At 68.7% G+C, this 18,277-nt stretch carries 22 protein-coding genes; 9 read left to right on the top strand and 13 right to left on the bottom strand.

Annotated features, from left to right (window positions below; translation table 11 throughout):
* Nucleotides 1-24: 24 nt before the first annotated feature.
* On the bottom strand, nucleotides 25-555 hold the full coding sequence (locus QQA13_RS14535) for a fimbrial protein (RefSeq protein WP_108471726.1): 531 nt from the start codon (nucleotides 553-555) through the stop codon (nucleotides 25-27).
* A 518-nt stretch (nucleotides 556-1,073) separates the two neighbouring features.
* Between QQA13_RS14535 and QQA13_RS14530 the strand changes: the two genes are divergently transcribed.
* The 6 genes from QQA13_RS14530 to QQA13_RS14505 are packed head-to-tail and all read left to right on the top strand — an operon-like array spanning nucleotide 1,074 to nucleotide 5,834.
* Nucleotides 1,074-1,691 (top strand): hypothetical protein, encoded by a 618-nt coding sequence (locus QQA13_RS14530; RefSeq protein ID WP_108471725.1) that lies wholly within the window; start codon nucleotides 1,074-1,076, stop codon nucleotides 1,689-1,691.
* 32 nt (nucleotides 1,692-1,723) lie between these two features.
* A complete protein-coding gene (locus QQA13_RS14525) occupies nucleotides 1,724-2,128 on the top strand; it encodes a hypothetical protein (RefSeq protein ID WP_108471724.1) in 405 nt (134 codons plus the stop codon).
* On the top strand, nucleotides 2,121-2,321 hold the full coding sequence (locus tag QQA13_RS14520) for a helix-turn-helix transcriptional regulator (protein WP_108471723.1): 201 nt from the start codon (nucleotides 2,121-2,123) through the stop codon (nucleotides 2,319-2,321). Before QQA13_RS14525 ends, QQA13_RS14520 begins: the two co-directional genes overlap by 8 nt.
* Before the next feature lie 20 nt (nucleotides 2,322-2,341).
* Nucleotides 2,342-3,895 (top strand): alpha/beta hydrolase, encoded by a 1,554-nt coding sequence (locus QQA13_RS14515; protein ID WP_108471896.1) that lies wholly within the window; start codon nucleotides 2,342-2,344, stop codon nucleotides 3,893-3,895.
* 11 nt (nucleotides 3,896-3,906) lie between these two features.
* The gene (locus QQA13_RS14510) at nucleotides 3,907-4,641 is read left to right on the top strand and encodes an ATP-binding cassette domain-containing protein (protein ID WP_108471722.1); all 735 of its coding nucleotides are present in this window, start codon (nucleotides 3,907-3,909) and stop codon (nucleotides 4,639-4,641) included.
* Nucleotides 4,638-5,834: an ABC transporter permease gene (locus tag QQA13_RS14505; protein ID WP_108471721.1), complete on the top strand. Its 1,197-nt coding sequence runs from the start codon at nucleotides 4,638-4,640 to the stop codon at nucleotides 5,832-5,834. Before QQA13_RS14510 ends, QQA13_RS14505 begins: the two co-directional genes overlap by 4 nt.
* Nucleotides 5,835-5,891: 57 nt before the next feature.
* Here the strand turns inward: QQA13_RS14505 and QQA13_RS14500 are convergent, their stop codons facing one another.
* From QQA13_RS14500 to QQA13_RS14490, 3 genes are all read right to left on the bottom strand, one after another.
* A complete protein-coding gene (locus tag QQA13_RS14500) occupies nucleotides 5,892-6,224 on the bottom strand; it encodes an EF-hand domain-containing protein (RefSeq protein WP_108471895.1) in 333 nt (110 codons plus the stop codon).
* Nucleotides 6,221-6,823: a GTP cyclohydrolase I FolE gene (gene folE / locus QQA13_RS14495; protein WP_108471720.1), complete on the bottom strand. Its 603-nt coding sequence runs from the start codon at nucleotides 6,821-6,823 to the stop codon at nucleotides 6,221-6,223. The genes QQA13_RS14500 and folE overlap by 4 nt, the downstream gene beginning before the upstream one ends.
* Nucleotides 6,824-6,898: 75 nt before the next feature.
* Nucleotides 6,899-8,341: a DNA recombination protein RmuC gene (locus QQA13_RS14490; protein WP_108471719.1), complete on the bottom strand. Its 1,443-nt coding sequence runs from the start codon at nucleotides 8,339-8,341 to the stop codon at nucleotides 6,899-6,901.
* 125 nt (nucleotides 8,342-8,466) lie between these two features.
* Here QQA13_RS14490 and QQA13_RS14485 point away from each other — a divergent pair, with 125 nt between their 5' ends.
* Entirely contained in the window at nucleotides 8,467-9,660 is a 1,194-nt protein-coding gene (locus QQA13_RS14485; protein ID WP_108471718.1) for an NAD(P)/FAD-dependent oxidoreductase, read from the top strand.
* A gap of 33 nt (nucleotides 9,661-9,693) precedes the next feature.
* Here the strand turns inward: QQA13_RS14485 and QQA13_RS14480 are convergent, their stop codons facing one another.
* The 6 genes from QQA13_RS14480 to QQA13_RS14455 form a co-directional block, all read right to left on the bottom strand.
* On the bottom strand, nucleotides 9,694-10,866 hold the full coding sequence (locus tag QQA13_RS14480; RefSeq protein WP_108471717.1) for a class I SAM-dependent rRNA methyltransferase: 1,173 nt from the start codon (nucleotides 10,864-10,866) through the stop codon (nucleotides 9,694-9,696).
* Nucleotides 10,867-11,003: 137 nt separating this feature from the next.
* Nucleotides 11,004-11,438: a hypothetical protein gene (locus QQA13_RS14475; protein WP_108471716.1), complete on the bottom strand. Its 435-nt coding sequence runs from the start codon at nucleotides 11,436-11,438 to the stop codon at nucleotides 11,004-11,006.
* A 30-nt stretch (nucleotides 11,439-11,468) separates the two neighbouring features.
* A complete protein-coding gene (locus tag QQA13_RS14470; RefSeq protein ID WP_108471715.1) occupies nucleotides 11,469-12,647 on the bottom strand; it encodes a glutathionylspermidine synthase family protein in 1,179 nt (392 codons plus the stop codon).
* Nucleotides 12,647-13,186, bottom strand: coding sequence for a DUF1190 domain-containing protein (locus tag QQA13_RS14465; RefSeq protein ID WP_108471714.1), 540 nt, complete (start codon nucleotides 13,184-13,186; stop codon nucleotides 12,647-12,649). Before QQA13_RS14465 ends, QQA13_RS14470 begins: the two co-directional genes overlap by 1 nt.
* Nucleotides 13,187-13,272: 86 nt before the next feature.
* Nucleotides 13,273-14,232, bottom strand: a complete 960-nt coding sequence (locus tag QQA13_RS14460; protein WP_108471713.1) for a serine/threonine protein kinase — start codon at nucleotides 14,230-14,232, stop codon at nucleotides 13,273-13,275.
* Nucleotides 14,229-14,669, bottom strand: a complete 441-nt coding sequence (locus QQA13_RS14455) for a hotdog fold thioesterase (RefSeq protein WP_108471712.1) — start codon at nucleotides 14,667-14,669, stop codon at nucleotides 14,229-14,231. Before QQA13_RS14455 ends, QQA13_RS14460 begins: the two co-directional genes overlap by 4 nt.
* A 54-nt stretch (nucleotides 14,670-14,723) precedes the next feature.
* Between QQA13_RS14455 and QQA13_RS14450 the strand changes: the two genes are divergently transcribed.
* Nucleotides 14,724-15,791, top strand: a complete 1,068-nt coding sequence (locus QQA13_RS14450; protein WP_108471711.1) for a 2Fe-2S iron-sulfur cluster-binding protein — start codon at nucleotides 14,724-14,726, stop codon at nucleotides 15,789-15,791.
* Between the two features lie 90 nt (nucleotides 15,792-15,881).
* Here QQA13_RS14450 and QQA13_RS14445 read toward each other — a convergent pair whose 3' ends face one another.
* The 3 genes from QQA13_RS14445 to QQA13_RS14435 form a co-directional block, all read right to left on the bottom strand.
* Nucleotides 15,882-16,328 carry a rhodanese-like domain-containing protein gene (locus tag QQA13_RS14445; protein WP_108471710.1) on the bottom strand — a complete coding sequence of 149 codons (447 nt, stop codon included), beginning with the start codon at nucleotides 16,326-16,328 and terminating at the stop codon, nucleotides 15,882-15,884.
* A 100-nt stretch (nucleotides 16,329-16,428) separates the two neighbouring features.
* A complete protein-coding gene (locus tag QQA13_RS14440) occupies nucleotides 16,429-16,842 on the bottom strand; it encodes a hypothetical protein (protein WP_108471709.1) in 414 nt (137 codons plus the stop codon).
* 58 nt (nucleotides 16,843-16,900) lie between these two features.
* Nucleotides 16,901-17,374 (bottom strand): YiiD C-terminal domain-containing protein, encoded by a 474-nt coding sequence (locus tag QQA13_RS14435; RefSeq protein WP_108471708.1) that lies wholly within the window; start codon nucleotides 17,372-17,374, stop codon nucleotides 16,901-16,903.
* Nucleotides 17,375-17,463: 89 nt separating this feature from the next.
* On the opposite strand from QQA13_RS14435, the gene QQA13_RS14430 reads away from it, so the two are divergent.
* On the top strand, nucleotides 17,464-18,234 hold the full coding sequence (locus QQA13_RS14430; protein ID WP_108471707.1) for a uroporphyrinogen-III synthase: 771 nt from the start codon (nucleotides 17,464-17,466) through the stop codon (nucleotides 18,232-18,234).
* The last annotated feature ends 43 nt before the right edge of the window (nucleotides 18,235-18,277 follow it).

Here is an 18,277-nt window from a genome sequence, read left to right as displayed (position 1 = left end):
TGGCTGCAGCGCGTCGGTGCCTGCTTACATATAGGTCATCGTGAAACCGACCGACGAGGTGACCAGGCCAGCCGTGGTTGCCGTGGCAGTCGAGATGTACTGCGCCGTGAGCGAAGCGGAACCCGCGCCGCCGGTGACGGTGATGACCGGGGCATTGGCCTGGGTCGACGTATTGATCGCAGCGCTGCCGTTCAACAGCTCGATCTCCACGTTCGAGCCGCCGGTGGTGGCGTTCTTCAGGTTGCCGGTGGTGCTGTCGATGCTGGTGCCGGCGGTGAACGCCATGTTGGCGCTCGCGGTATTCGTGTCGCAGTTGCTCAGGTCAACGGTGAAGTTGGTGGAGCCGGCCACGTTGCCCGCTGCCGAACCGAATGCCGCCGCCATGACGGTCGGCAGGGCGACGACGTTGCTCGCGCTGTTGTTGATCTTGATGACGCAGGTATCGGCGAGCACCGTGCCGGTGAAACTGATGGTGCCGCTGCTGGCGGCCTGGGCAGTCGGAGCAAGGGCGGCGGTGACGGCAACCAGGGCGGTGCAAAGCAGGGTCTTGTTCATGGGTCGATCATTCCTGTAGGTGCGTACGAGTGATGGTTTTGCATGGCAGCAGCGGGTAGCGTCGGACTGGCTGGCCGGAGATCCGACCGGCGTCTGTTGCAGTTTCGGGAGTCCCCCCGGACATCGAATGCCTGCCGTGGCTTCTGAGGCGGCTGACCGCTTAAAGCAAGCGGCGTGCCAGAATTTGCACGTAAACGGTTACTCAAAGCTGTCAGGCCGGTCGTGGGACTGGCAGAGTTGAAGAAGGGCAACGCTTTTCGCATGATTTGTCAGTTTCCCCTGACAAAAATTGGCACTTCAAACTGCGAACTATGTCACTTATCCCTCACACCGTCATCATGCCATCTTCATGCGTGGCGATCATGGGTTGGGGATCTGAAAGCCCTTTTGTAAAGTGACCTTGACACGAGCGAGGCAGCCTGCCTATCCTGTGCTTGTCAAGGTCGCTTGACATGGCCAGCGGGGTGCCACGCGTGTACGGCGCCGGCCGCCAGGCGAAACGCAGGAGGGGATGGGAGATGCCACGTTTTACGGAAAGGCGTTACCAGCGCCGGGTGGCGCTGGCGATGGTGCTGTATGTCGCCGTGCTGCTAATGGCGTGGCCGCTGGTGCGCGGCACGGCCAGTGTGCCGCTTAAGGTGGTGCTGGCGCTGCTGCCCACGCTGCCAGTGCTTTACGTGATCTGGCAGATGGCGCAGCGGGTGTGGCATGCCGACGAGCTGGAGCAGCGCACGCATCTCGTCGCACTGGGTGCATCCACCGCGCTCGTCGGCGTGGCCAGTCTGGTCGGCGGCTTCCTGGCGGCAGCGGGAGTCGTGGTGCTGGATGGCTCGATCCTGATCTGGGTGTTTCCGGTGCTGCTGATCGGTTATCAGGCGGCGCGGTGGTGGGTGGCGCGCCATTACGGTAGTGAGCTGACCTGCGCCGGCGCTGACGCCGGCATGCCGCTGCGCTGGCGCCTGCTGTTGGTCGCCGGGTTGATCGCCGTGGTGGGGTGGTTCGCCTTCCGTCGCCACGATGCCTTCGATGTCGGACTGTTCATGGGCATGGCGGCCGCGGCGGTGTTGTTCGTGCTGGTGCTGGGTGTCCTGCGCTGGCGCCGCCGCTCCTCGGCCGTGCCATCCGATGACGCCTGAGTCGCTGTCCATCACCATCACCGGAGCCTCCGATGCGCGCCGTCCATAAGCGCTACCTGCGTGAATTCCTCCCGGCCATGCTGGCCTATGTGGTGCTGATCGTGCTGTCGGGGCTGCTGCTGCCGAAGCTTGCCAGCCTGCCATGGCGGGTGGGGCTGGCATTGCTGCCGCTGCTGCCGATCGTGCTGGCGATCCGCGCGATGGTGCGGGTGCTGCGCGATCAGGACGAACTGGAGCGGCGCATCGACCTGGAATCGTTTGCGATAGCCGCCATGGCGACCGGTTTCGGCTTCTTCAGCTTCGGCCTGCTGCTGCTGGCGGATGTGGGCTGGCAGGTGCGCGGCGGAGCGGTGGCGATCTGGGTGATGCCGTGCCTGTTCGCGACGTTCGGTCTCGCCAAGCTGGTGGTCGTCTGGCGTTATCGCCGTCATGCATAACCACGTACGCGAATTGCGCGGCGAGCACGGCTGGTCACAGGCGGACCTGGCCGAGCGGCTGGACGTATCGCGGCAGACCGTCAATGCGATCGAGACCGGCAAGTACGATCCGAGCCTGCCGCTGGCGTTCAAGCTCGCGAAACTGTTTGGCCGTCCCATTGAATCGATTTTCGACCCGGGGAGCAGCACGTGAACAAGAAGTCCAGAGCACGCATGGGGGTAGTGGTCGCCATCGCGGTGGCGATCTTCGCCGCCAGCCATGGCGGCCATCGCCGCGGGCAGGACAAGGACCTGCCGCCCGCGGCCGCCGCCTCGCCGGCGCCTGCCGCGAAAGTGGCGCCGGCCAAACCGGCGACCTGGAAGCTCGGCGCCGTCACCTTGTCCGCCTGCGAACTGGCGCAGCCGAACAGCGGGCTCAGCACGGCGGCGTGGTGCACCGAGTTCCCGGTGCCGGAAAACCGCGCCGATCCGCACAGCCGCACGATCAGGCTGAAGCTGGCGGTGCTGCGCTCGCGGGCGCAGGTGGCAAGTCCCGACATGCTGGCCTTCCTCGCCGGCGGTCCCGGCCAGGCGGCGACCGACTCGGCGGGCCTGGTGGCGTCGGTGCTGCAACCGCTGCTGGCGCATCGCCACGTGCTGCTGCTGGACCAGCGCGGCACCGGTGGTTCGAATGCGCTCGACTGCAAGGCATCCTCCGCGGTCGCCACGCCGGGAGACGACAGCACGTTCGACGCCGACAAGCTGCGGGCGGCGGCGGCCACCTGCCTGAAGCAGCTGGCCGGCCACGCCGACCCGCGCTACTACACCACCACGATCACGGCGCAGGATCTGGAAGACGTGCGCAAGGCGCTCGGCGCGCCGCCGCTTGACCTGGTCGGCGTGTCGTACGGCACGCGGATGGCGCAGCAATACCTGATGCGCTTCCCGCAGGCGGTGCGTAGCGTGGTGCTGGACAGCGTGGTGCCGAACTCGCTGGCGCTGGGCGAGGATTTCGCGCGCAACCTGGACGATGCGCTGAAGGCGCAGTTCGCCCGCTGCACCGCCGAACCGGCTTGCAAAAAGCAGTTCGGCGATCCGGACCAGACCCTGTACCAGCTGCGCGACGCGCTGCGCGCGAACCCGCACCAGGTCAGCTTCCGCGATCCGCAGAGCTACCAGACCGTGAAGCGGATGCTGGACGAGGACTCGCTGGCCAGCGTGGTGCGCATGTTCGCCTACACACCGGCCACCGCCGCCTTGCTGCCGCTGTCGATCGACGCGGCCGCCCGTGGCGACGTCGGCCCGCTGCTGGGCCAGGCCAAGCTGCTGTCCGGCGAATTGTCCGAGTTGATGGGCAGCGGCATGCAGTACTCGGTGATCTGCAGCGAGGACGCCGACCTGCTCACGGCGCGCCCGCAGGACGCGCAGACGATCCTCGGCACGCGCATGGTCGACGCGCTGAAGGCGGTCTGCTCGGTGTGGCCGAAGGGCGTGCGCCCGGCCGACTTCCATCAGCCGCTGAAGAGCGACAAGCCGGTGCTGCTGCTGGCCGGCCAGTACGATCCGGTAACCCCGCCGCGCTATGCCGACGAGGTGGCCAAAGGCCTGCCGAACGCGCGCGTGCTGGTGCTCAAGGGCCAGGCGCACAGCGTGATGGCCACTGGTTGCACGCCGCAACTGATCGAGCACTTCGTCGAGAAACTCGACCCAAAGACGCTGGACGCGAGCTGCCTGGACCGGCTGCAGCCCACGCCGATCTTCATCGACTTCAATGGTTCAACCCCTTAAGGAGCCGCGCCATGATCGAGGTAAGGGATCTACACAAGGCGTTCGGCACGGTGAAGGCCGTCGACGGCGTCAGCTTCAGTGCCCGTGACGGCGAGATCACCGGCCTGCTCGGCCCCAACGGCGCCGGCAAGACGACCACCTTGCGCATGCTGTACACGCTGATGACGCCGGACCGTGGCCAGGTACTGGTCGACGGCATCGATGCGGCGGTCGACCCGCTCGGCGTGCGCCGCCGGCTCGGCGTGCTGCCGGATGCGCGCGGCCTGTACAAGCGGCTGACCGCGCGCGAGAACATCGACTACTTCGGGCGCCTGCACGGCCTGCCGGAGGAGCTGCTGGCGAGCCGGCGCGAGGCGCTGGTGAAGGCGCTGGAGATGGACGACATCGCCGACCGGCGCACCGAGGGTTTCTCGCAGGGCCAGCGGGTGAAGACGGCGATCGCCCGCGCGCTGGTGCACGACCCGCGCAACGTGATCCTCGACGAGCCGACCAACGGCCTCGACGTGATGGCCACCCGCGCGCTGCGCCAGTTCATGCGGCGGCTGAAGGACGAGGGCCGCTGCGTGCTGTTTTCCAGCCACATCATGCAGGAGGTCGCCGCGCTGTGCGACCGCATCGTGGTGATCGCGCACGGCCGCGTGGTGGCCGACGAATCACCGGACGCACTGCGCGCGCAGACCGGCGAATCCAACCTGGAAGACGCCTTCGTGAAGATCATCGGCAGCGAAGAGGGACTGGCGGCATGAACAAGGCAACCCCGAAAACCCGCGCCTTCCTCACCGTGTTCCTGAAAGAGGTGAAGGAGAACCTGCGCGATCGCCGCACCCTGATGAGCGCGTTCCTCACCGGCCCGCTGCTGGGGCCACTGCTGTTTGTGATGCTGATCAACTTCACCCTCAACCGCGAACTGGACAAGGCCGAGAAGCCGCTGCCGGTACCGGTGATCGGCGCCGAGTACGCGCCGAACCTGCTCGACGCGCTGAAGGCCGGCGGCGTGGTGCCGGGTGCGCCGGTGGCCGACCCCGCGCAGGCCGTGCGCCAGCAGGACGCCGACGTGGTGCTGCGCATCGCCGCCGGTTACGGCAAGGCCTGGCGCAAGGGCGAGCCGGTGCAGGTCGAGCTGTTCTACGACTCCTCGCAGCGCGACGCCAATACCTCGGTGGAGCGGGTGACCAAACTGGTCGAAGGCTATGCGCGGCAGCAGGGCGCGATGCGGCTGGTCGCGCGCGGCATGTCGCCGGGCACGGCGTGGCCGCTGCAGGTGGCCCGGCGCGACCAGGCCACGCCACAGTCGCGCGCGGTGCTGATGTTCGCGATGCTGCCGTACTTCTTCGTCATCACCATCTTCATGGGCGGCATGTACCTGGCGATCGACCTCACCGCCGGCGAGCGCGAGCGGCAATCGCTGGAGCCGCTGTTCGCCAACCCGGTGGCGCGCTGGAAGATCCTGTGCGGCAAGCTGGCGGCGATCTGCGCGTTCTCCACCGCCAGCCTGCTGATCACCCTGCTGGCGTTCGCCGTGGTGGGGCAGTTCATTCCCGCCGGCAAGATCGGCATGGAGCTGGATCTCGGCCTGCACTTCGCGACCTACGTGCTGCTGCTGATGCTGCCGCTGGTGCTGCTGCTGGCCGCGCTGCAGTCGATGGTGGCGGCGTTCGCCAAGAGCTATCGCGAGGCGCAGACCTACATCTCGCTGCTGATGCTGGTGCCGATCATTCCCAGCCTGCTGCTGTCGTTCATGCCGATCAAGGCGCAGGCGTGGATGTACGCGGTGCCGCTGCTGGGCCAGAACCTCGGCATCATGCAGCTGCTGCGCGGCGACGGTGTCAGCGCGGTGCAGCTCGTCCTGTGCCTGGCCGGCAGCCTTGCGGCAGCGTTGCTCGCGATGCTGGCGACGGTGCAGCTGTACCGCTCGGAGAAACTGGCGATCTCGGCCTGACAAGAAGCCAAGAGCAACCCCGCCCCGGCCCTCCCCTGCGTCGCAGGGGAGGGAGCGCTATTGCGGCGGCGCAGTCAGTTCGCGGGCGTCGAGGTAGCCGTCGTGATTGCGGTCGAGCTTGTGGAACTGGCGGCGCAGGTTGTCCCGATACTCCTGCAGCGTGATCGGCTGGCCGCGCCCGCCGGGCAGCTCGTCGCTGTCGATGATGCCGTTGCCGTTGCGGTCCATCGCCTGGAAGCCGCGGCTCATGTAGGCGACGTATTCGGCCTCGCTGACCCGGCCGTCCCCGTCGCGGTCGAACAACTGCAGGTATTGCGAGCGGGTTTCCTGCGCCGACGCGGCCGCCGTCGCCAGCAGCAGCGCCAGCGCGGCAGCCAGCCGCGCGTTCAGCGGTGGCCGCCGTGGATGCCGATGAACTGCAGGAACTCGGCGCGGGTGCGTGCGTCGTCGCGGAAAGTGCCGAGCATCTGGCTGGTCACCATCGACACGCCGCGCTTGTGCACACCGCGGGTGGTCATGCACTCGTGGCTGGCGTCGATCACCACCGCCACGCCGGCCGGCTGCAGGGTCTCCTGGATGCACTGGGCGATCTGCGCGGTGAGCTTCTCCTGCACCTGGAAACGGCGCGCGAAGCCGTCCACCACGCGCGCCAGCTTGCTGATGCCGACCACCCGGTTGGTCGGCAGGTAGCCGACGTGGGCGCGGCCGATGATCGGTGCCATGTGGTGCTCGCAGTGGCTCTCGAACTCGATGTCGCGCAGCACCACCATCTCGTCGTAGCCGTTCACCTCCCGGAAGGTGCGGCGCAGGTAGTCGCCCGGGTCGGAATCGTAGCCGGCGAACCAGTCGCGGTAGGCCTTGACCACCCGCTTGGGGGTGTCCAGCAAGCCTTCGCGCGAAGGGTCCTCGCCGGCCCAGCGCAGCAGCGTGCGCACGGCCTCCTCGGCCTGTTCCTGGCTGACGTCGTTGGGGTTGCGCTGCTCGCTCATGGGGAATCTCGGGTGGGCGGATGGGGCAGTCTAACGTCCGCGTCAAGCCGGCGCAGGTCCGGGCGGGCGGGAAAGTCAGGTCTCGGTGTCGTCGTCACTGTCGTCCGGCGTGGGCACGTCGTCCAGCAATTGGCGGGTGACGTCGCCTGGCGCGGTTTCCACGCCGCGCAGCCTGCGTTCGATGGCACGGGTACGCACGCCGGTCGCGTCGATCTGGTTGCTGGCCTGGTCGAGATTCTTCTTGACCTTGTCCAGCACCGCGCCGAACTTGCCGAATTCGGTCTTGACCGCGCCCAGCAGTTGCCATACCTCGCTGCTGCGCTTCTCGATCGCCAGCGTGCGGAAGCCGGCCTTGAGGCTGGTCAGGATCGCCGCCAGCGTGGTCGGCCCGGCGACCGTGATGTGATGGTCGCGCTGCAGCGACTCGAACAGGCCCGGCCGCCGCAGCACTTCGGCGAACAGGCCCTCGGTGGGCAGGAACAGGATGGCGAAATCCACCGTGTGCGGCGGCACCACGTATTTGCTGCGGATGCGCTTGGCTTCCTCGCGCACGCGTCGTTCCAGCGCATTGGCGGCGTCCGCGGCGGCGACGGCGTTGGCGTTTTCCTGGGCGTCCTGCAGGCGCTGGTAATCCTCGAGCGGGAACTTGGCGTCGATCGGCAGCCACAATGGGGCGCCGTCGACGCCGTTGGGCATGTGGATGGCGTATTCCACCCGCGCGTCGGTGTTGGGCACCACGGCCACGTTGGCGGCGTACTGGTCGGGCGTCAGCAGTTGTTCGAGCAGGGCGCCGAGCTGGGTTTCGCCCAGTACGCCGCGTGTCTTCACGTTGCCTAGCACGCGCTTCAGGTCGCCGACGCCGGTGGCCAGGCTCTGCATCTCGCCCAGCCCGCGCTGCACCGCTTCCAGTCGTTCGGACACCAGCTTGAAAGACTCGCCGAGGCGGGTTTCGAGCGTGGCGTGCAGCTTCTCGTCGACGGTGGCGCGCATCTGCTCGAGCTTGGCCGCGTTGTCCTGCTGGATCGCGCCGAGCTTGGCCTCCAGCGTGGCTCGCACTTCGCCCATGCGCTTCTCGTGCTCGGCGCCGAGCGCGGCCAGGCGCTGCTGCTGCTGCTCGCCGAAATGGTTGAGCGCAAGCGTGGTTTCCTCGCGGCTCTTGCGCGCGTCCTCGGCGAGGCGCTGTGCCAGTGCCTGCAGGCCGGTGTCGGTGCGTTCGGTGAGCAGGGTCAGGCGCTGGCCGAAACCCTCGATGCGCTCGCCCTGCTGCTGCGACATGCCGCCGAACTGCTCGCCGAGGTGGCCGCGGAAACGGTCGAAGCCCTGCTGCAGCTCCTCGCGCCCGGCGCGCTGCTCCTCGCGCAGGGTGCGTTCGACGCGCGCGCTGTCGTCCTTCAGCGCATCCAGCTTCGCGTCCAGGCCGGGGTCGCCGCGGCCGCGCAGCAGCAGTGCGAGCTGCAACAGCAGCACCAGTGCAGCGAGGATGACGAGGGCGATCAGCAGGATTTCATTGGGCGGCATGGAACGTTTTCCCGGGTCGATGCATCCAGTGTACGTCGAGCGGTCTCATCGGCTGCGCCTGGATTTCACGTTGCCGCTGCCAGGGCGGTGCATCATGGGTCGATCCATCGGCCCGGGAGACAGACATGGAACACATCCACGATTACCTGATCATCGGCGGCGGCATGACGGCCGACGCGGCCGCCAAGGCGATCCGCCAGGTCGATGCCGCGGCGAACGTCGGCATCGTTGGTGCCGAGGCGCAACCGCCGTACCAGCGGCCGCCGCTGTCCAAGGCGCTGTGGAAGGGCGACAAGTCGGTGGCCGACATCGACCTGGCCACCGCGCAGAGCGGCGCGACGCTGCATGCGGGCCGGCGCGTCGAGTCGCTGGACCGGGTGGCGCGCACTGCGCGCGACGACCACGGTGACAGCTACCGCTACCGTCGCCTGCTGCTGGCCACCGGCGCCACCCCGCGGCGGCTGCCGTTCGAGGGTGGGGAGCGGATCATCCATTTCCGCACGCTGGACGATTACCAGGCCTTGCGGCGCTACGCCAAGCCTGGCGCCTTCATCGCAGTGATCGGCGGCGGCTTCATCGGCTGCGAGCTGGCCGCATCGCTGTGCGCCCTCGGCTGCAAGGTGACCTTGCTGTTTCCCGGCGAGACGATCGGCGCGGGGCGCTACCCCGATAGGCTGGCGCGCTATCTCGACGCGTATTACCGCGATCGCGGAGTGGACGTGCGCAGCGGTGTGCGCGTGGAGGGCAGCAACCCCACCGATGGCGGTGTGGAGCTGGCGCTGTCCGACGGCAGCCTGCTGCGCGTGGAGGCGGCGGTGGCCGGCCTCGGCGTGACGCCGAATACCGCGCTGGCCGAACAGGCCGGGCTTGCCGTCGACAACGGCATCGTGGTCGACGCGCAGCTGCGCAGCAGCGATGCGGACATCTGGGCTGCCGGCGACGTGGCCAATTTCCACAACCCGGCGCTGGGCCGGCGCCTGCGCGTGGAGCACGAGGACGCGGCGGTTAGCATGGGCCGCCATGCCGGCCGCGCGATGGCTGGCGTGGCCGGGGAATACACCGTATTGCCGTTCTTCTATTCGGACCTGTTCGATCTCGGCTATGAGGCGGTCGGCCTGCTGGACACGCGGCTTGAGGTGGTCGAGGACTGGCGCGAGCCGAACCGCGAGGGCGTGGTGTACTACCTGGACGGCGGCCGCGTGCGCGGCGTGTTGCTGTGGAACACGTGGGACCAGGTGGATGCGGCGCGCGAACTGGTCGCGCAACCCGGGCCGTTCGACGCCGCCTCGCTGCGTGGGCGGCTGCCGCGAAAATCCTGACCCATGCCGCTCCTGCAAAAAAGCCGGGGCGGCTCAATCCACCCGGCAAAACACCGCCTTCAGGTAACGTCCCTCGGGCACGTCGGTGCGGAACGGGTGGTCGGCGCCGGCACCGCGCACTTCCAGCACCTGGATTTCGCGGCCGGCGTTGAGCGCCACCCGGCGCAACATCTCCAGGAACTCGCCTTCGCCGACCAGGCCGGTGCACGAGCAGGTCAGCAGCAGGCCGCCGGGCGGAATGATGTCCAGCGCCATGCGATTCATCGCAAAGTATTTCTTCAGCGCGTCCATCACCTTGCTGCGGTCGCGGGTGAGCTTGGCCGGGTCGAGGATCACCGCGTCGTAGCGCTCGCCGCGCGCCACCGCGGCGCGCACCCAATCGAAGATGTCGGACTGCTCGAACGTCACCGCGACGTTGTTGGCGGCGGCGTTGGCGCGGGCGACTTCCAGGATGCCCGCGTCCAGATCCACGCCGACCGCCTCGCGTGCGCCAGCCGCCATCGCGTGCACCGCGAAGCCGCCGGCGTTGCAGCACAGGTCGAGCACGCGGCGGCCCTTCGCCAGTTCGGCGAAGCGTTTGCGGTTGTCGCGCTGGTCGGCGAAGAAGCCGGTCTTGTGGCCCGAACCGGGCGCGGCGTGGAAGCGCAGGCCGTGCTCGTGCACCTCGAACGCGGCGGGCACCTCGGGGCTGCGGCAGTCGAACGATTCCTGCTTCTGCACGTGTGATTCGGCGAACCAGTACAGTTGCGCATCGGGGAAGTGCGTGAGCAGCGCGGCGTGGATCGCTTCGCGGAACTTCCACATGCCGGCGGCGAAATATTCGATGACGAGGACGTCGGCGTAGCGGTCGACGATCAGGCCGGAAAGATCGTCGCCCTCGCTGTGCACCACGCGCCAGGCGTCGCTGACGGCATCGAGCTGCAGCCAGTCGCGGCGCAGCTGCACCGCGCGGGCGATGCGCGCGGCAATCCAGTCGGCGTCGATCGTGGCGTCCGGATGCGTGTCGAGCAGGCGCAACGCGATGCGCGCGTGACCGTTCCAGAACGCACGGCCGACGAAGCGGCCCTTCGCATCCTGCACCTCGACCACGCTGCCGGGCGGCAGTTTCGATTCCGGCTTGTAGATCTGCGCCGACCACACCCACGGGTGGCCGGGGCTGCGGTCGGATTTCAGGCGGATGACGGGCAGCGAGGTAGGCGTATTCATCCGTGCATGATAGCTGCTGCTCTGCTTCCTCCCCTGCTTGCAGGGGAGGCTAGGAGGGGTTGCTCGGGTTGGCAGGGAAGATCAAAAGCGCCCCACCCCGGCCCTCCCCCTGCTTCGCAGGGGAGGGAGCAAGAGCGTCAGCGCAGGCGCAGGATCAGCCAGGAGAGCAGGGCGAGCAGGTTGATGCCCAGGCGCGACACGGACGGACCGGCGGCGGCGAGCACGAAACCCTGGGTGCCGAAGTGCCAGTCCAGGGCCAGCCGCGGCGTGGCCTGTAGCGTGACGAACACGTTGACGAAGGCGCCGCAGTGCAGGCCGTAGCTGAACACCGGAAGCGCGATCAACGGCAATTGCAGCAACTGCGCCCAGCGCGACAGGCGCACGCCGTGTTCGCTACCGGCAACCAGCTGGACCCCGGCCGCCAGTACGAAGCCGTACAACGCCAGGCCGAGCAGGGCGAGCACACTGTCGTGCGCGCCGAACGGCAACAGCCGGTGCAGCATCGCCGCCACGCCGTAGAAGCCACCGGCGATTTCGAGGACGCCGATCAGGCGGAACAGGAGGGTGCGCATGCGGGGCCTTGTGCGGAAAAAGACGCAAGCTTAGGCGATCAGCACGCCGCGCGCTTCCTCGACGATCGCATGCGGCACGAAGCGGGCGCTGTCCTGGGTGACCAGCGAGCGGTCCTCGCGGATACCGATGCCGCAGGCGCGGTCGCCGACCACCCAGCTTCCGATCAGTGGGTGGTGGCCGTCGAAGCCGGTCAGCGGATGGCAGGCCTGGCGGATGCACGGGCCGTCGTAGGGGCCGTCGGTGCGCAGTTCGCGGCCGTCGTCCAGGTGCATCGCGATGTTGGCGCCCTCGCGCGAATGCAGCGGCTTGCGCACCCAGCCGCGCGGCAACTCATCGCCGCCGTCGAACTCGGCCGGCAGCAGGTTCGGATGGCCGCGATGCGCGTCCCACAGCAGCGGCAGGATGCCCTTGTTGCTGAGCAGCGCCTTCCACGGCGGTTCGATCAGCTGCAGGCCCGAGCGCGGCAGGTATGCACCGAACGATTCGCGGAACAGGTCTTCCAGCGGGTACAGCTTGAACAGGCAGCCGATCACGTGGTCGTCGAGGTCGGTGAAGCGGCCGTCGGCGGAGATGCCGATGTCTTCGATCGCCAGCGCGCCGCAGTCGATGCCGGCCTGCAGCGCACAGTCGCGCAGGTAGGCGACGGTGCCCTGGTCTTCCGCCGAATCGCGCACGGCGGCGAAATGGAACGGCCGCGCGATGCGTCGCGCGATCGTGCCGAACGCTTCCACCAGGGATTCGTAGATCGAGTTGAACTGGTCGCTGCCGGCCGGCAGTTGGCCGCGTGCAAGCTGGTCTTCCAGCCATTGCCACTGGAAGAACGCGGCTTCGAACAGCGAGGTCGGCGTGTCGTAGTTCAACTCGTACAGCTTGGCCGGGCCATGGCCGTCGCAGGCGAAATCCATGCGCCCGTACAGGTGCGGCTGGCGCTCGCGCCAGCTCTGCGCGATCCAGTCGCGGTACGGTTCCGGGATCGCCAGCTGCTGCATGTGCTGCTCGCTGCCGACGACGCGTTCGACCATGTCCAGCGCCATCGCGTGCAGCTCTTCGCTGGGCGCCTCGATGTCGTTCTCGATCTCGCGCAGGCTGAAGGCGTAATACGCCGACTCGTCCCAGTACGGCGCGTCGTCGATGGTGTGGAAACCGAAACCGCACGCGGCGGCCTTGGCGCGCCAGTCGGGGCGCTCGGCCGTGGCGACCCGGCGCATCAGCCGCCGATGCCGCGGCTGCTGCCGGACGTGCCGAAGCCGGAACGGCTGACCGTGACCGCGCGGTTCGGCGTGGCGTTGACCGGCACCATCGCGGTGCCGGCACCGCCGCGGTAGACGCCGCCGGCGCCGGTGGCGGGGCGCTGCCAGCCACCGCTGTTGTCGCGGAACGCCGGCGCGCTGTTGAAACCATTCGCGGCCACGCCGTTGCGCGACATCATCTGCGACAGGAAGAAGCCGGTCATCAGCGGGCCGAAGAACGAATGGCTGGCGCCATCGCTGCGTTCGGCGCACTGCTCCTTGCCGTAGCTGGCCTCGCAGGCCTCGCGATTGGCGAAGCGCGGCGCGGTGGTCGCCGCGTCCTGCTGCGCCTTGGCGAACGCCTGCTGGCAGGTGTCGCGGTCGTTGGTCTGCGCCACGCAGGCCTCGACTGAGGTGTACAGGCCTTCACGCGACGCGCTCTCGCTGCGGTCGCAGGCGGTCAGCAACAACGGGGCCGTGCTCATCAGCAGCAGGGCGGCGGTGCGGGATCGTTTCATGGACACACTCGGCAAGGTATCCGGCCAAGCATGCCTGCTTGCGCGTGCGGATGAAAGTTCTTGCGATCGAATGCCGCAGCGGACCCTCATCCCAGCGCGTCGGCCAGCTCGTGCAGGTCGGCGATGTGCTGTTCCCACCAGCGCGATTCGGCGGCGAACGGGAATGCCGCGGGGAAGGCCGGGTCGTGCCAGCGCGCGGCGATCCAGCCGGCGTAGTGCAGCTGGCGCATCGCGCGCAATGCGGGGACCAGCGCCAGTTCGGCGTGGTCGAAGTCGCGGAACTGCTGGTAGCCCTCAAGCACGGCATCCATCGCGCGTTCGTCGTTCGCCAGCATCCACAGATCCTGCACGGCGGGGCCAGTGCGGGCGTCGTCGAAGTCGACGAAGTGAGGGCCGGCGTCGGTCCACAGCACGTTGCCGGGGTGGCAGTCGCCGTGCAGGCGCAGCTGGCGCAGCGGGCCGATGGCCTCCAGGCGCGCGGCGATCGCCGCATCCAGCCGCGTCGCCGCCGCGCGGTAGTTCGTCTGCAGCGAGACCGGCAGCAGCGACGAGCCGAGCACCGCCTGCATCGGCTGCTGCACCATCGTGTCGCGGTCGAGCTTGCCGCGATGCACGAACGGCGCGCGGGCGCCGATCAGGTGCAGGCGCGCGATCAGCCGACCCAGCCATTGCAGCTGGTCGATGGTTTCCAGCTCCGGCGCGCGACCGCCGCGGCGCGGCGTCAGCGCGTAGTGGAAGCCGGCGTGATGCAGCAGGGTGCGGCCGCCGAACGCGAGCGGCGCCACCACCGGCAGTTCGGCGTCGGCCAGCTCCTGCGTGAACGCGTGTTCCTCGATGATCGCCGCATCGCTCCAGCGGCCGGGTCGGTAGAACTTCGCTATCACCGGCGCGGACGGTTCCAATCCATCGTGCTCCAGCCCTACCTGCCATACCCGGTTCTCGTAGCTGTTCAGCGCCAGCAGGCGGCCGTCCGGCCACAGGCCGCAGGCGCTCACCGCGTCGAGCACCAGGTCGGGGGTGAGGCTGGCGTACGGGGCGTCGTTCAACGCACGCCCATGCCGCGCGCGGGGATCACCGCCATGGTGATGCGCGAGATGCACACCAGTGCGCCGTCTTCGGTCTCGATGCGGATCTCCCACACCTGGGTGGTGCGGCCGAGGTGCAGCGCCTTCGCGGTGCCGGTCACCGTGCCGCTGCGCACGCCGCGGACGTGGTTCGCGTTGATGTCCAGGCCCACCGCCAGCTCCTTCTCGGGGTCCAGCGTGAGCATCGCCGCGGTGCTGCCCAGCGTTTCGGCCAGCGCCACCGAGGCGCCGCCGTGCAGCAGGCCGTAGGGCTGGTGGGTGCGCTGATCGACCGGCATGGTGCCCTGCAGCCAGTCGTCGCCGACCGCGGTAATGCGGATACCCAGCGCCTCCATCATGGTGTTGGCGCTCCAGCCGTTGAGGCGGGCCAGGTCGGCGGGTTGTTTCCAGAGGCTCATCGTTGATTCCCGTGATGCGAACCCGCATTGTTGTCTGCCGTGTTCGCCGCGACAATGCACCCGGTGCCCATCGTTACCCTTAAATCCTCCGGCCGCCAGTTCCCGGTGGCCATCGGCGAGACTGTGCTGGAAGCGGCGCAGCGCGCGGGCGTGGCGCTGCCGTATTCCTGCCGCGCCGGTGTCTGCGGCAGCTGCAAGGCGACCCTGCTGGAAGGGCGCTGCGAGTATCCGCGCAATCCGCCGCTGGCGCTGGATGCCGGCGCGCTCGCGCAGCACGCGGTGCTGCCGTGCCAGGCCGTGCCGTGCGGCGACCTGCTGCTGGAGGCGCGCGAGGTGGCCTCGGTGGAGGACATCGCGCGGCGCCGGCTCGGCGTGGTGGTGGCCGACAAGTGGCGGCTGGCAGCGGACGTGATCGGCCTGCGGCTGCAGCCCGATCGCGGCGAGCGCCGGCTGCGGCGGCTGCCGGGCCAGTACCTGGACGTGCTGCTGGAGGACGGCCGGCGCCGGCCATTCTCCATTGCCAATGGTCCGCAGCGGGACGGTTCGATCGAACTGCACGTGCGCCATGTTGCCGGCGGCGGCTTCACCTCGTGGGTCGACGACGTGCTCGAGGTCGGCGACCGCCTGCACGTCGAGGGGCCGCTGGGCACCTTCGTGCCGCGCGAGGATTCCGAGCGGCCGATGATCTTCATGGCCGGTGGCACCGGTTTCGCCCCGGTCAAGGCGATCGTCGAGCACTTCATCGCACTGGGCACGCGCCGGAACATGCAGTTGTACTGGGGCGCGCGCAGCGCGGCAGACCTGTACCTGCGCGCGCTGGCCGAGCAATGGGCGCGCGAGGTGCCGAACCTGGCGTTCCACGCCGTGGTCTCCCACCCCGACCTGGCCGATGGCTTGCGCACGGGGCTGGTGCACGAGGCGGTGCTGGCCGACCAGCCCGATCTCTCCGGCCATGACCTGTACATGAGCGGCCCGCCGGCGATGATCGACGCCGCGCACCCGCTGTTCCTCGCCGCCGGCCTGCCGGAAGAGCGGCTGTACTACGACTCGTTCGAATACGCGCCGGACGTGCTGGCGGCGATCATTGCCGGGCGCGCCGGTATCCACGACCGCGCTCTGTAGGAGCCCGCTTGCGGGCGATGCCTATGGCGCTGGATTCGGGATTCCGAAGAGCATTGCCCGCGAACGGGCTGCCGCCATCAGGCTGGCAGCCTATTTGTTGCCCTTGGCGACCGGCAGTTGCGCCGCGTGCCAGGCCAGCACGCCGCCGCCCAGCGTGTAGACCTTGCCGAAGCCGGCCTTGACCAGCCGCTGCGAAGCCTTCAGCGAGTTGCCGCGGCCGTCCTTGTCCATCACCACCACCGGCAGTTCCTTCGCCTTGGCGAGGTCCTTGTGTTCGGGGTCGAACTGGCTCATCGCCACGTGGCGGGCGCCGGGCACGTGCATCTTCTCGAACTCGGCGATCGCCGACAGGTCGATCAGCAGCGGGCTCTCGCGGTTGATCAGCTGGGTCAGCCCGGCCGGGCTGAGCTCCTTGATCTTGCTGAACAGCGTGCTGACCTGCATGACGATCAACGCCACCAGCAGGATCATGAACAGGGCCGACAAGGCCACATGGTTGCCGATAAATTCGGGCAGCTTGTGCAGGAAATCGTTCATCGTCAGTCCACTGTGCCCTGATGGCATCGGCTCGGGTAAACCGGCGATTATACGGGTATGCCGTGATCGGCGCGGGCATCCGCCGATCCGGGGCAACCGCTCAGTCCTGGGTGATGTCCGGCAAGCCGCTGGTCAGCCACCAGTGCTTGGTCGCCTCGTCGTAGTGCCAGGTCTGGTGATCGACGATGCTGCGCTCGGACTGGGTATGGATGTTGACCAGGCTGATCATGGCGGTCTGCTGCACGTCGAAGTCGCCGGTCGGCACCGGGCCGGCACCGTCGTCGTACTCGCTCACGCGTACCTGCCGGTAGCGTGCCAGTTCCAGCGGGCTCAGCGGGTGGGCGGCGCGTACCTTCGGGTCGATGAATTGCGCGGCGCTCTGGAAATCGCCCCAGCGCACCGTGCTGCCGTAGGCCTTGAGCGTGGTGGTCAGCGCGTCGCTGCGGGTCTTGGTGGCGCAGCCGGCCAGCAGCAGTACGGACAGCACGACGAGAATGCTCAGGATGCGGCGCATGGGTGACTCCTCCCCGGTGGATGCCCGCCCATTCTGCCTCAAGCGGGCGCACGCCACTTCAGCCGCGGCGCTTGGCGACGAAGCGCGCGCTCAGGGTGCAGGCCGGCTGGCCGTGTTCGCCGGGCACCACGCAGTCGACGCCGATACGCGCCTTGCCGCGAGCCTCGAGTGTGTTGAAGAACGTGGTCCAGTCGGCCTCGGCGGCCAGCCGCGCCTCGCTGTGGAAGTCCTGCCACAGCGGCGCCAGGTAGCGCACGCTGGATTCGGCGACGAACACGTCGCAGTCGTGGCCGCGCCGGCGCAGCGCCAGTTCCACCAGCGCCCAGCCGCTCAGGGTCATCAGGCTGACCAGGCTGCCGCCGAACGCGCAGCCCTTGTCGTTGACGTTCGGCGCCAGCGGCGCACGCAGGCTCAGACGGTCGTCGTCGCAGTCGGCCAGTTGCAGGTCCATCGCGTGGGCCAGCGGGATTTCGTCGCGGATGAACTGGATCAATTGCTGCGCGTGCGATGTGGCGTCGTCGGTCGTGCTCACGTGGTTGGGGTCCGCGGGGAGGGGAAGACCGCCCAGTGTAGGGCCACCGTTACACTGGGGCCATGACAGTGGCCGGACGCGGTGCGCGGATGCAGCGACAATCCTCTCGGGACACGCAGGACCTGCACGGCCGGACCGTGGTGATCACCCGCCCGGCCGGCACCGCGTCGGCGTTGGCGCGCCGGGTGCGCGCGCTCGGTGGCGTGCCGCTGCTGCTGCCGGGCCTGGCCCTGCACAGCGTGGTGGATGTCGCGGACGCGCGCAGCGGCCTGCATGCGGCGCTGGCAGCCGAACTGGTCGTCTTCACCAGCCCGGCCGCCGTGCGTTACGCCGCGGCGCTGTTGCCGCTGCGGACCACGGCGACGGTACTGGCAGTGGGTCAGGGCACGGCGCGGGCCTTGCGCCGGCATGGCATCGCCGCGCCGCTGGCACCACGCCGGCAGGACAGCGAAGGCCTGCTCGAGCATCCCGCGTTGCATGACCTGCGCGGCCATCGGGTGGCGCTGGTCGGCGCGCCCGGCGGCCGCGGCGTGCTGCGCGAACAACTCGCCGCACGCGGCGCGCAACTGCATGAACTGCACGTCTATCGGCGGGCGCCACCGCGACTGGGCCGCCGTCATGTGGATGCGCTGCTGCAATTGCCGGCCTCGGCGCAGGTGCTGCTGTCCAGCGCCGAAGCGCTGCACAACCTGCAGCAGTTGCTGCCGGCGAAGGCGTGGACACGGCTGTGCGCGGCGACCGCGGTGGCGAGCAGCGAACGGTTGGCCGCCGCCGCGCGTGCGGCGGGTTTCCAGCGCATCGTCACGGCCGCCTCGGCGTTGTCGGCGGACCTGCTGGCCGCGGCCATGCCGGCGCACTGAGCGCTCTTCACGTCCGCTTGCTACGAACGCGGCCGTATGGGCT

Origin of the sequence: Rhodanobacter thiooxydans, assembly GCF_030291135.1 — a bacterium.
GTDB classification, from domain to species: Bacteria; Pseudomonadota; Gammaproteobacteria; order Xanthomonadales; family Rhodanobacteraceae; genus Rhodanobacter; species Rhodanobacter thiooxydans_A.
This window is presented reverse-complemented; position numbering and strand designations above follow the sequence as displayed.